The 12500-nt window shown below is 72.9% G+C and carries 9 protein-coding genes; 3 read left to right on the plus strand and 6 right to left on the minus strand.

The annotated features are described in order from the left end of the window. Positions 1-27: 27 nt before the first annotated feature. The 3 genes from QQM72_RS38595 to QQM72_RS38605 all read right to left on the minus strand — a co-directional run bounded on the left by QQM72_RS38595 (position 28) and on the right by QQM72_RS38605 (position 5768). Positions 28-3783 (minus strand): NACHT and WD repeat domain-containing protein, encoded by a 3756-nt coding sequence (locus tag QQM72_RS38595; protein WP_314225486.1) that lies wholly within the window; start codon positions 3781-3783, stop codon positions 28-30. Beyond that, positions 3780-4187 carry a hypothetical protein gene (locus QQM72_RS38600; protein WP_314225487.1) on the minus strand — a complete coding sequence of 136 codons (408 nt, stop codon included), beginning with the start codon at positions 4185-4187 and terminating at the stop codon, positions 3780-3782. The genes QQM72_RS38595 and QQM72_RS38600 overlap by 4 nt, the downstream gene beginning before the upstream one ends. Positions 4188-4448: 261 nt before the next feature. After that, positions 4449-5768, minus strand: a complete 1320-nt coding sequence (locus tag QQM72_RS38605) for an aminotransferase-like domain-containing protein (RefSeq protein ID WP_314225488.1) — start codon at positions 5766-5768, stop codon at positions 4449-4451. A 328-nt stretch (positions 5769-6096) separates the two neighbouring features. Between QQM72_RS38605 and QQM72_RS38610 the strand changes: the two genes are divergently transcribed. Further along, the gene (locus QQM72_RS38610) at positions 6097-6294 is read left to right on the plus strand and encodes a hypothetical protein (RefSeq protein WP_314225489.1); all 198 of its coding nucleotides are present in this window, start codon (positions 6097-6099) and stop codon (positions 6292-6294) included. Here the strand turns inward: QQM72_RS38610 and QQM72_RS38615 are convergent. Continuing rightward, positions 6291-7625 carry a helix-turn-helix domain-containing protein gene (locus tag QQM72_RS38615; RefSeq protein ID WP_314225490.1) on the minus strand — a complete coding sequence of 445 codons (1335 nt, stop codon included), beginning with the start codon at positions 7623-7625 and terminating at the stop codon, positions 6291-6293. The genes QQM72_RS38610 and QQM72_RS38615 overlap by 4 nt on opposite strands. Before the next feature lie 188 nt (positions 7626-7813). Between QQM72_RS38615 and QQM72_RS38620 the strand changes: the two genes are divergently transcribed. Next, positions 7814-8554 (plus strand): DUF4232 domain-containing protein, encoded by a 741-nt coding sequence (locus QQM72_RS38620; RefSeq protein ID WP_314225491.1) that lies wholly within the window; start codon positions 7814-7816, stop codon positions 8552-8554. A gap of 36 nt (positions 8555-8590) precedes the next feature. Here the strand turns inward: QQM72_RS38620 and hemB are convergent, their stop codons facing one another. Further along, positions 8591-9583 carry a porphobilinogen synthase gene (gene hemB, locus QQM72_RS38625; RefSeq protein WP_314225492.1) on the minus strand — a complete coding sequence of 331 codons (993 nt, stop codon included), beginning with the start codon at positions 9581-9583 and terminating at the stop codon, positions 8591-8593. Positions 9584-9838: 255 nt separating this feature from the next. Between hemB and QQM72_RS38630 the strand changes: the two genes are divergently transcribed. Next, positions 9839-12118 (plus strand): peptidoglycan recognition protein family protein, encoded by a 2280-nt coding sequence (locus QQM72_RS38630; RefSeq protein ID WP_314225493.1) that lies wholly within the window; start codon positions 9839-9841, stop codon positions 12116-12118. A gap of 36 nt (positions 12119-12154) precedes the next feature. Here the strand turns inward: QQM72_RS38630 and QQM72_RS38635 are convergent, their stop codons facing one another. Further along, positions 12155-12445, minus strand: coding sequence for a hypothetical protein (locus QQM72_RS38635; protein ID WP_314225494.1), 291 nt, complete (start codon positions 12443-12445; stop codon positions 12155-12157). Positions 12446-12500: the final 55 nt, after the last annotated feature.

Consider the following 12500-nt stretch of genomic DNA (forward strand, 5'->3'; position numbering starts at 1 on the left):
CCGCACCGGGCCGGGTTCCGCTCCGCGTCAGTCCGCGGAGGCGGAGGCGCGACAGACGGGGCTGAACGGCTGGTCCGGCAGGAGTTCGCGCCAACGCCGAGGCGTCACCGGGCCGATGCGAGCGCACAGGTCGGCGGTCACCTGGACCGGATCGGTCTTCCATACCCGTACCGTCGCGTCGTTTCCGGCGGTCGCGAGCGTGTGCCCGTCGGGGCTGAAGGCCACACCCCGCGTCTGGTCGGTGTGCCCTTGGAGGACGGCCGACGGGCTGTGGCGGGCGACGTCCCACAGGCGGGCGGTGCCGTCGTCACCGGTGGTGGCCAGCGTGTGCCCGTCCGGACTGAAGGCCACACCCCAGGTCGCCCCGGTGTGCCCCTTGAGGGTGGCCACCAGACGGCGACCGGGCACGTCCCACAGGCGGGCGGCGCCGTCGTCACCGGTGGTGGCCAGCGTGTGCCCGTCCGGACTGAAGGCCACACCCCAGACGACCCCGGTGTGGCCTTTGAACGTGGCCAGCAGCCGATGGCTGGAAACGTCCCACAACCGGGCTGTCTCATCACCGCCGGAGCTGGCCAGGGTCTGCCCGTCAGGACTGAAGGCCACGGCCCAGACGGTTGCACCGCGGTTGGCGATGACCGCCGTCAGCCTGCCGCCTTTCACGTCCCAGAGCTTCACGGAGCCGTCGGCAGGGCTGGCCCCGGCGAGGGTGCGGCCGTCCGGGCTGAAGGCCACCGCGGCCATCGCCGTGCCGCCGCCGTGCAGCGTGGCCACCGTCTTGCCGGTGGCCACGTTCCAGAGCAGGACATCGCCGCTGCGTACGCTGGAGACCGCGACGAGACGGCCGTCAGGGCTGAAGGCGACACCGTGGGCACCCGCCGTCCCGCTCCGCAGGACGCGGAGGGGACGATGGATCCGGCCCCGCGCGGGCCACAGACGCAGGGCGCCGTCCGTATGAGTGCTCGCGAGGAACCGCCCGTCCGGGCTGAAGGCGACCATCTGCACCGAAGTGGCCGGATAGGTGATCAGGGCGGGCCCGTCCAGGGCCCACAGCACGGCGGTGCGATCATCGCTGGCGGTCGCGAGGGTGCGGCCGTCGGGGCTGAACGCGACGGCCCCGACGATGTTGGTGTGGCCGGTGAGGGTGACCGTGTTCAGGCCCGTCGCAGGATCCCACAGGCGGGCGGTGCGGTCGCCGGCACCGGTCGCGAGGGTCCGCCCGTCGGGGCTGAACGCCACGTCCAGCAACCCGCTGGTGTGTCCTTCGAGGACATTGGCCATCCTGCGCCTCTTCCAGTCCCACACCTGGACGTTGCCGTCCCCGCTCGCGGTGGCGAGTGTGCCGCCCTCGGGGTTGAACGCGACCGAGGTGACCGTATCGCCGTGGGAGGTGAGGGTGGTCGTGCTCCTGCCGGTCTCCGCGTCCCAGAGGCGGACGGTCCGGTCGGTGCCGCCGGTGGCCAGAGTCCCCCCGTCGGGGCTGAACGCCACCGCGTGCACGGTCCCGGAGTGCCCCGTCAGGGATACCCGGACCGTGCGGGTCCCGATGTCCCACAGCCGCGCCGTCCCGTTCTCGCCTGCCGAGGCGACGGTGTGCCCGTCCGGGCTGAAGGCGACGTCCAGGACGGCGCCGCCCCCGGGGGCGGCAAGGATCTCCCACCTCTGTTCCGGCATCTTCCAGAGCCGGACCGTCCCGTCGGCACAGCCGACGGCGAGCGTACGGCCGTCCGGAGCGAAGGCCAGGCTGCCGATTCCGCCGGTTGCGGACGCGACGACGGTCGACCTGCCGCGTGGCCCGTGAGCGTCGGACATGTCGATCCCGTCGCCGGTCCCGGCCGTGGCGACCGAACGGCCGTCAGGGCTGAAGGCCACCGCGTACAGGGGCCCCGGGTGGCCGGCGATCCTGGCCTTGAAGCGCTGGCTCTGGCTGCTCAGCAGCGCGTTGCGCCCCTCCGCCGACTCGGGCGAGGTCTCGTGGGCCGCGATCGCGCTCAGCATGGACGCCTCGGGGTGTCCCGGCGCCAGGAGCGCCGACTGGGAGGCGAGTTGGCGGGTGACCGCGATGCGGCGCTGCTCCTGCGCGTCGGCCCGCTGGTGGAACGCCACGACGGCGGCGGTCGACGCGACCAGGGCGAGCGAACACAGTGCGGCGGTCAGCGCGCGGCGAACGCGGGCGGCGCGCTTGCGTTGCTGGGTGGAGGCCTTCAGGAAGGCCGACGCGGTGACGCCGACCGAACCAGGTCCGTGAGCGTCCACCCAGGCACAGGCGCTCTCGAGGCGGATGCCCCGGTGGAGCATGGCCCTGTCCCGCCCCGCGGCCTGCCAGACGGTTGCCGCCTCCTCGAGGTCCTGCCGGACCAGTTGACCGGCCCGGTCGTCCTCGATCCAGCGCCGCAGTCGCGGCCAGGCGTACAGCAGCGCCTCGTGGGTGATCTCCACGGTGTCGCCCTGCCGGGTGAGGAGGCGGCCGCCGGTGAAGGCGTCGATCACCTGCGCGGTCGGTGACGTCTCCCCCTCCTGGCCCAGGAGTTCCGCGCACGGCAGCCGCCGACGGGTGTGCTCGCCACCGTCGCCGATCTTGGTCAGCCGCAGGAAGGCCGCCTGGGCTGCCGGCTCCTCCTCGTCGCCGAGCGTTCCGAACAGGCGCTCCGCGTCGGCGGCGACGGCATCATGGATGCCGCCCGTGACGGCGTAGCCGTCCACGGTCAGGGTGTTTCCGCAGCGCTCCAGCCAGGTGGCCCGCAATGCGTGAGCCAGCAGCGGGAGACGTCCGGCCTCGTACGCACCCGCCGCCGCGGGGTCCGGGACCGGGTCCGTGCCGGTGTACCGGCTCACACCCAGATCCCGGAGCAGCACCTCGAGCAGGCCGTCCTCGACTTCCAGTCCGGCGGCGCGGGCGGGCAGGAGGACGGCGTCCCGGAGACCGTCCTTCGACAGCGGGCCCAGCAGCACCTGACTGTGCTGCAGCACGGTCCTGAGCTGCGGGTACTGGGTGCACTGGGTGTAGAAGTCCGACCGGAGCCCCAGGACCACCAGGCCGACGGGCCCCTCGTCCGGGTCCGCTCGCGACAGACGCACGAGGAGGTCCAGGAACCTGCGCCGCTCCTCCTCCTGGGCCGTCGCGCTCCCGTGCTCGGCCCGCATGCTGAACAGTTCCTCGAGCTGGTCCACCACCACCATGAGCCGCGGCCGCTCCCCCGGCCGGACGTCGGCCTGGGAGCGAAGTGCCTCGGCGAGCAGGGTCACGCACCTGTCCGGACCGTGCTCGAGGGCCCTGGCGAGGTGGTCCGCGCCCAGTCCGGGAACGTGCCGTGCGACAGCACTGCACAGCGCCGCCACGGGAGTCGCGGTGGGAGTCAGGCAGATCCGGATCCAACGCGCCGATCCGGGCAGGGCGTTCTGCGCGATCCTCTTCAGCAGCCCGGCCTTGAGCAGCGAGGACTTACCCGCCCCGGACGGGGCGACCAGGGCCAGCGGACCGCCGGTGCGGAGCTTGTCGTCCACCCGCCTCGCCAACTCGGCGATCGCCTCGTCCCGCCCGAAGAAGTACCCGGCGTGCTCCAGGTCGAACGAGGCCAGCCCCGGATACGGGCACTCGTCCGTGAGCCCGTCGGCCTCCGTCCGGCGGATCCTGCGCGACCCGTCCTCGTAGTAGATGTACACGTTGCCCTGCTCGGTGACGCTGAGGTCGCCGCCGGCCTGGTTGACCCGGGCCTCGCCGGACGCCCAGGCCGACAGCGAGACGACCGGCTCCCCGTCGTCCGGCAGTCCCCCGTCCACGTTCATCGTTCGCCGACGTTGATGTCCCGGCCGGCCTGGTAGACCCGGGCGTGCCCGGTGGCACGGGCCTCCATCGCCGGGGAGGCCTTGGGCTCGGCGGTGCCCGCGCCGGACTCCGGCAGGAGCAGTCCACGCAACTCGTCCACCAGGGTCGGGTTCTGCGACGCGACCCTGTGGAGCAGCGCCGCCCAGTCCGTCACCACGGTGTGCTCGGCGTCGGCGTCGTGGCACTCCCGCGCGGCGAGCACCCTCGCCCGGGTGTCGGTGAGCTGCAGGGCGACGCTCTCGGCCTCACCGTCCGGGCGGCCGCGTCGCCAGAGGTCCACCGCCGCGGACCGGGCGTGCTGCCAGCCGTCGGTGACCATGGCACCCACCAAGGCTGTCGCAAGGGCCAGCGTGACCGGTTCCATTTTCCACCCCGATGTCCGAAGTCCGAGAAAGGCACTGTAGGAGGATCGGGAGGAACGTCATGACTCGACGGCGGTAACGCTCGCATTCGGTCTCCGAGGGAAAGGCTCCGGTCCCGAATGACGCGGACTACGACGGAAGGGGGCGGTGTCCGTCACCGCCTCCGGCCGGTGGCGGTGACCGTCGGGGTCACCCGTGCGCGGGCCGGGCACGGGTGGCGGTGTCCGTCACCGCCTCCGGCCGGTGGCGGTGACCGCCGGCGGTCACCCGTGCGCGGGCCGGGCACGCGGCACCTCGGCCGACACCGCCCGGACGGTCCCGAGCCCGCGCCCCAGCCTCCGCAGCCCTTCCCTGATCTCCTCCGGGGTCTGCGTCACGAAGCACAGGCGCAGGGTCGAACGGTCCGGCTCGCCGGCGTAGAAGGGGGCGCCGGGGACGTACGCCACGTCCTGGGCGACGACCTGCGGGAGAAGGGCCGTGGTGTCGTACGACTCGGGGAGGCGGGCCCAGAGGAACATGCCGCCCTCCGGACGGGTCCACACCGAGCCCTGCGGCAGCGCGTCCCCGAGCCCGGCCAGCATGGCGTCCCGGCGCTCCCGGTACACGGCGGCCACCCGGGCCACATGCGCGTCGAGGTCGAAGGCGGTCAGATACCGGGCGGCGGCGAGCTGGTTGACGGTCGGGGTGTGCAGGTCGGCGGCCTGCTTGGCGACGGCACAGGCCCGGCGCAGCTCGGCCGGCGCACGCAGCCAGCCCAGCCGGACACCGGGGGCCATGACCTTGGAGAAGGAGCCGAGCAGGACCGTACGGTCGCGGGCGTCGGGGTGGGCGGCGATCCAGTCGACCCGCTCACCGTCGTAGCGAAGCTCGCCGTAGGGGTCGTCCTCGACGATCCACAGACCGTGCCGGGCGGCGACGGCGGCGACCGCGGCCCGGCGCTCGGCGGGGACGGTGCGGCCGGTGGGGTTCTGGAAGGTGGGGACGGTGTAGAGCAGCTTCGGCCGTTCCCGCAGGACCAGCTCGGCGAGTGCCTCGGGCTCCGGGCCGTCCGCGTCGCAGGGCACGGCGACGATCCTCGCTCCCGCCAGGCCGAAGACCTGAAGGGCGGCCAGGTAGCAGGGAGCCTCGACGAGGACGGTGTCGCCGGGGTCGAGAAGCGCCGCGGCCAGCAGGGACAGTGCCTGCTGGGAACCCGTGGTGACGAGGAGGTCGTCGGCGGTCGTGGGAAGTCCCCGTGCCGTGGTCCGCGCCGCCAGCCGCTCGCGCAGGACCGGCTCGCCCTCGGTGGTGGCGTACTGGAGGGCCTGGGCCGGGGCCTCCTCCAGCGCGTACCGGAACGCGGCGGCCACGCCCTCGCGGTCGAACAGCTCGGGCGCGGGCAGCCCGCCCGCGAAGTTGATCACCTCGGGGCGGGCGGTGACGGCGAGGATGTCCCGCACGGGCGAACCCCCGATGGCCCGGACCCGGGCGGCCAACGCGGGCACGACGGCGCGCACGGAATCGGGGCCGGAGGCGGGAACAGGAACGGAAGCGGGGGCGGGGGCGGGGGCGGAGGCACTCGGCGACTCGGCTGCGACAGTCATGACCGCACTCTAGGGAGATACATGCCGCCTACACGCGGGTTTCTGTCATGTGGACAGCGGCCCGAGCCGGTTCAGGTCTCCGGCGGGCCGTCCAGGCCGCGGCCGAGTCGGGGAACCTGCCCGGCGTCACCCGCCTCGGCGCTCTCCGCTGGCGGTCGGTCGTCCCACACCCCGTCCCATCCGGACACCGTTCCCGCAGGTCAGACACCGTGAGACCGAGAGGGCGTCCCGACTTGCGCGGCAGCTCTGGAAGCCGGGCGGCGGTACGGCCCAGGCTGACCCCATGCCCACACCCCCCATGCCCACACCCCCCATGCCCACACCCCCCATGCCCACATCCCCCACGCGCCCTGCTCCCGCTGCTCCCCTCACGGGTCTCACCCGCCCCACCCGCTTCCGCTTCCGTCTGCTCTCCGCCGCGCTGACCGCCGTGGCGGCGCTCGCCCTCACCGCGTGCCACGACGGTCAGGGCCTGCGCGACGAGGGCCCGTCGGGCTCCAGCACCTTGGAGGGGTCCGGCCCCTAAGGCGTGGGAGAGGCTCCCGCCCGCTCCCACGCGGAGCCGCCGAGCGGGAACTCGTAGGCGGGCCGCCCGTTGTTCCCGCTGGTACGGAACGCCTTGCCGTCGTCGTCGACGGTCAGCGTGCCGTGCCGGGACCCGCTGGACCAGGACAGCTCCAACTGCCAGCGCACGTCGTACGCGGAGGCGTCGGCCAGCACGTAGTAGACCTCCGGGTCGGACGCGCTCACCTTGAACGGGAAGCCGGCGTGCCCCGCCTCGGGGACCAGCGCCGGCCGCGCCGCGTCGAGGGCGACGGTGAAGAAGCGGGTCGGCACGCCACCACCGCAGCCGACGCCCGGGTACCCCATCGCGTAGTCGTTCCAGGCGAGCGGCGAACTCTTCTCCACCGTACGGACCTTCACGTCGTCCACGACCACGGTCTCCTGGCCGGTCCCCTGCACGGTGAGCTCCAGGAACTGCGCCCCCGACGACACCGCGCCGTGCGCTGCTACCCACGCGGGCGCGTCCTGCTCGACGGGTGGCGGCGCGACCTGCCCCGGCTCCCGTTCGATCAGGTAGTGCTGGTCGCAGGGGCTCTCCCAGGCGTACGGGCGCGCCCTGACGGTCAGCGGGACGGTGTCGTCGCTCCGCGCGCCCACGGCCGGCGCGCCGCCGCCCTTCGCCGAGGCAGAGGCAGAGGCCGACAGGGACGGCGTGACCGACGGGGACGCCGGTCCCGAGGGCGACGCGGAAGGGGACGGCGAGACCCTGGCAGACCCCTTCCCCTGGACGGACGCGGCGTCGGCGGCAGCACCGTCCCCGTCCTGCCCGGACCCGCCGGACGGCAGGCTCAGGGAGAGCGCGAGGGCGACCGACCCGAGGGCCGCCACGACACCGACGCCCGCGAGGAGCACGGGCCGCCGGGCCCACCGGGACGCGCCGCCCCGTCCCTCATCGCCACCACGGACCGTGACGACCGTCTCGTCCGCGACAGCGGCCTCCCCGACCCCCTCATCCACGACGGCGGCACCGGCCTCGGTGCCGACGGCCTCCACGACGGCACCCTCCACGACGGGTCCCTTCGTGACGGCGGCCTCCGCGACGCCCGGCCTCCTCCCCCGCACCGCATCCGCCAGCACCCACCGCCGGTGCAGCTCGACGAGCTCCTGAGGTGACGCCTTGCAGAGCCGCGCCAGCCGCTCCACGGGCGCGTAGTCCGCGGGGACGGCGTCCCCGTTGCAGTAGCGGTGGAGCGTCGACGTACTCATGTGGAGCCGTTTCGCGAGCATCCCGTAGCTCAGCCCGGACCGCTCCTTCAACTCCCGCAGCAGCTCGGCGAACTCGTTCGCAGACACCGTTCCTCCGCTCCCCTCGTCCCATCCCCGCGTTCCAGGGACGGTCCGTTCTCCCAGGTCAGACCCATTGCCGGCGTTCCAGCGTCCCTGATCGCCCGCCGGATGTGGCGGCCGGGACGGATCCCCCCACAAGCTTTGGCCATCCAAGCACGCCGCTTCAACACGGCATTCCGGAAGAGGACTTCACGATGCGTATCCGCCGCACCCGCCACCTGCTCGCCCTCACCGCCCTGGCCGCCCTCGCGCTCACGGCGTGCGAGGACGGGACGGGCGTGAAGGACGAGGGCGCCTCGCACCCGGCGTCGTCGACGGCCAGGGCGGCACAGCCCACGCCCGACAAGGACAAGGGCACCGGCACCGGCACGGCCCCTGCGAAGGACACGACCGGCTCGGCCGGCTCATCCGGCAAGGGCGGCACGACGGACGGCAAGCCGGGCGGCAACAGCGGCGCCGGCACGGGGACCGCCACGGGCGGCGGCACCGGCGACGAGGCCGCCGACAGCCGCGTCCTGTGCAACGGCTCGAACACCAGGGTCACCGCACAGACGGTCGCCCGCCCGCTCAACCACATGCTGCTCACGGTGACCAACACCGGCAGCAAGACCTGCGACCTGACCTACAACCCGGTCCTGCGCTTCGACGAGATGCAGTGGGTACCGCAGGCCGCCAAGGAGACGCAGCCGCAGGCGGTGACGACCCTCGCTCCCGGCGAGTCCGGCTACGCGGGCGTACTGCTGTCCGCCGCCGACGGCAGCGGCGACGGCGGCCAGACGGCTGAGAAGCTGACGGTCGCCTTCCAGGGCTACACCCCGAACAGCGACGGCGGCGCCTCCGCGACGCCGCCCCTGCCCGCCAAGGGCGTCTACTACGACAGCTCCCTGGCGGTGACGTACTGGCAGCAGGACATGGACGACGCCCTGTCCTGGTGAAAGGGCGGAAAGGCGGAAAGGCGGAAAGGCAGCGAACTACCGCAGCTTCTGGGCCACTTCGGTGGCCCAGTAGGTGAGGATGTTCCGCGCCCCGGCCCGCTTGATGCCGGTCAGCGTCTCGAGGATCGCCCGGTCGCGGTCGATCCAGCCCTTCTCGGCGGCGGCCTCGACCATCGAGTACTCGCCGGAGATCTGGTAGGCGGCGACCGGCACGTCCACGGCGTCGGCGACCCGGGCCAGGACGTCCAGGTAGGGTCCGGCCGGCTTCACCATGACCATGTCGGCGCCCTCCTCCAGGTCCAGCGCCAGCTCACGCAGCGACTCACGGAGGTTGGCGGGGTCCTGCTGGTAGGTCTTGCGGTCACCCTGCAGCGAAGACCCGACGGCCTCCCGGAAGGGCCCGTAGAACGCGGACGAGTACTTGGCGGTGTAGGCGAGGATCGAGACGTCCTCCCGCCCGATCTGGTCGAGGGCGTCGCGGACGACCCCGATCTGACCGTCCATCATCCCGCTGGGCCCGACGACGTGGGCGCCCGCATCGGCCTGGACCTGCGCCATCTCGGCGTACCGCTCCAGGGTGGCGTCGTTGTCGACCCGCCCTTCCTCGTCCAGTACCCCGCAGTGCCCGTGATCGGTCGTCTCGTCCAGGCACAGGTCGGACATGACGAGCAGGTCGTCCCCGACCTCGGCCCGTACGTCCCGGATGGCGACCTGGAGGATCCCGTCCGGATCCGTCCCGGGCGTCCCGAGCCCGTCCTTCTTCGACTCCTCCGGCACGCCGAAGAGCATGATCCCGGAGATCCCGGCCTGCACGGCCTCGAGCGCCGCCTTCTTCAGGCTGTCGCGCGTGTGCTGCACGACGCCGGGCATGGCCTGGATCGGCACCGGCTCGCTCACGCCCTCCCGCACGAACGCGGGCAGGATGAAGTCGGCCGGGTGCAGCCGGGTCTCCGCGACCATGCGCCGCATGACAGGGGTGGTACGCAGCCGCCGGGGACGCGAACCGGGAAAGGATCCGTACTTCGTCATGCGCCCTACGCTACGCCCGGCACACGACCCCTTTTGCCGACGCCCAGTCGGCCTCCTCGCCCCTCACCGGTGAGTGATCCCCGTCATCGAGATCCGGACCGGTGTGACGTTTCCCGGCATGTGAGCGCTTGCTTTACATGGGCCGCCTGATTGTCAGGTGGCCCATGTCCGTTGTCGATGACTTACAGGGTTGGGGATTCCGTCGTGAGCAGACGTCGCCGCAGGAGTGGGACGCGCGCGTACAGACCGCTGAGCATGCGAAGAAGGGCCTGGCTGACGCTCGGTGCGGTGGTCCTGGGCAGCGGCGGCGTGGTGACCTACGCCATGGCCGGGCAGCCCGCCGGTCAGGAGGCCCGGCCCAAGCGGCCGGTGAAGGTCTACGACCTCACGCTGACAGGGACCTCGTCCGGCCGCCGGGAACTGCCGCGCACGGACACCGAGCAGTTCTCGCTGCTCGGCGTCACCTGGACCGGCGGCGCCAGGCGGCTCGCCGGCACCGCGCAGGTGCGGACCCGCAGCGTCGCGACCGGCGAGTGGAGCGCCTGGCACGACCTGGAGCTGGACGTCGACCCGCTGGACAAGCCCGGCCCGAAGGTGCGCGGCGCGTCCGAGCCGGTCTGGGTCGGCCCGTCCGACGGCGTCCAGGTACAGGTCGCCCACAAGGACGGCACCACCGCCGCACTGCCCAAGGGGCTGGAGGTCAACCTGGTCGACCCGGGCGTGGTGACCGCCGCCGAGACGAGGACCGGCGCCGAGCCCGCCGGGTTCGTCCTGGACCCGAGCCCCGGTGCGACGGACTCCGGGTCCGCCGAGCCTTCCGACCCGGCCGGTGAGCCCACCGACACGGCCTCGGCGTCGCCGGCCGACACGGTCACCGCCGAGCCGACCGACACCGTCTCCGCCTCGCCGACGGACACCACGCCCGCGGCCACCGAGACGGCCTCGACGAGCCCCGCGTCCCCGACGACGAGCCCGACGCCGACCGCCGCTCCGACGCCGCCCGCGCCGCCGTCCACCGCGCCCGAGCCGCCGATCCGGTCGCGCGCCGACTGGGGCGCCGACGAGTCGATCAGCCCCGAGGCGCCGGAGTACAACAACGACGTCAAGGCGGTCTTCGTCCACCACACGGACGGCACCAACGACTACACCTGCGATCAGACGCCGTCGATCATCCGCAGCATCTACGCGTACCACGTGCAGGTCAGCGGTTGGAAGGACCTCGGCTACAACTTCCTCGTCGACAAGTGCGGAACCCTCTACGAGGGCCGCAAGGGCGGCGTCGGCCTGCCGGTGTTCGGCGCCCACACCTACGGCTGGAACCGCGAGTCCGCGGCCGTCGCCGTGATCGGCGACCACACCCGGACGACCGCGACCACCGCCGCGCTCACCTCGATCGCCCGTCTCGCGGCCTGGAAGCTCGGCCAGTACGGCGCGGACCCGGCGGGGACCGTCCAGCTCACCGCGGGCGCCACCCAGAAGAACCTCTTCGGCAAGAGCTTCACCGCGGGCAGCCTCTACACCTTCGACCGGATCTCCGGCCACCGCGACGGCTTCAACACGGAATGCCCCGGCGGGCTCCTCTACGACCAGCTGCCGACCGTGCGCACCCTGGCGGCCGGCCCGGTGCAGGGCCTGAAGGTCACCTCGGTCGCCGGCGGCGCGAGCCTGTCGGGCTCGACCTACTACACCCGAAGCGCTGTCACGGTGAACTGGACGGCGACCACCCCCGGTTCGCTGATCTCGAGGTTCGAGCTGCTGGCCGACGGCAAGGTGGCCGCGACCGCGTCCGGCACGGCCACCTCGGCGAGCGCCACCCTGGCCGCGGGCAGCCACACCGTCGCCGTACGGGCGGTGCACCAGTCCGGCAGGACGGCGACGACCGCCGCGCTGACCGTCGTGGCGGACGCGACGCTCCCGGCCTTCGCCACCGCCCCGAAGCTCTCCCTGCGCAGCGGCTCCGTCAGCACCACCGCCGTCCCGGTCACCCTCGGCTGGCAGGCCACCGACGACAAGGCGCTGCGTTCCGTTCAGCTGCTGTCGCCCACCACCGCGACCTTCGGCCCGACGGTGACCACCTCCAGCCGTACGGCCAAGCCGGGCGCCGCGACCACCTGGTCGATGCGGGCCTCCGACTACGCGGGCAACGCGCGCACGGTCTCGTCCTCCTTCACCCCGGTGATCCTGCAGGAGACCTCCGCCGTCAGGTCCGGCAGCTGGACCGCCCGCTCCTCCACGAGCTACCTCGGCGGCAAGTCCTACTCCAGCGGGTCCAAGGGCGCGAGCCTGACCTGGACCTTCACGGGCCGTTCCGCCTCCTGGGTGGTCTCCCGCGCCTCCACCTCCGGTCAGGCGTACGTCTACGTCGACGGCACGAAGGCCGCGACCGTCGATCTGAAGTCCGCCGGCACGCTGTACCGGCAGGCGATCTGGAACAAGACCTGGTCCGCCGCCGCCAAGCACACGATCAAGATCGTCGTCGTGGGCACCAGCGGCCGCCCGACCGTCACCACCGACGCTCTGGTCTACCTCAAGTAGCCTGCGAGCCCGGCTCCGCGAGATCAGCGACGGCCTTCACGATCCACCATGATCGCGAAGGCCGTCGCCTTCCCGATCTGTCCCGCACGCCGATCGGCCACCCTCAGCGGTGACGATTCGCAGCGCGGGCTCCGGCGCGAACTCACCCACCTCGAACGCGGCGTCACGCCAGTTGACGCACAGGTCGAGCAGCCGGTCCGTGTCCTGGGACCAGGGCGGCGTCTGGCAGGGCACGGTGGGGAACAGCACGGCCGAGGCGAGCCTGACCGCCGCCAGGGCGGCACCGGCATGGGGTTCCACGCCGACCTCGGCACCCTCCTTCTTCAAGGGTCTCGAGGTCGTCGGCCGCTTCGAGCAGGACTCTGTACACGCGTGCGTAGGC

The sequence above is a fragment of the Streptomyces zaehneri genome, assembly GCF_032248645.1.
In the GTDB taxonomy this organism is placed as follows: domain Bacteria; phylum Actinomycetota; class Actinomycetes; order Streptomycetales; family Streptomycetaceae; genus Streptomyces; species Streptomyces coriariae.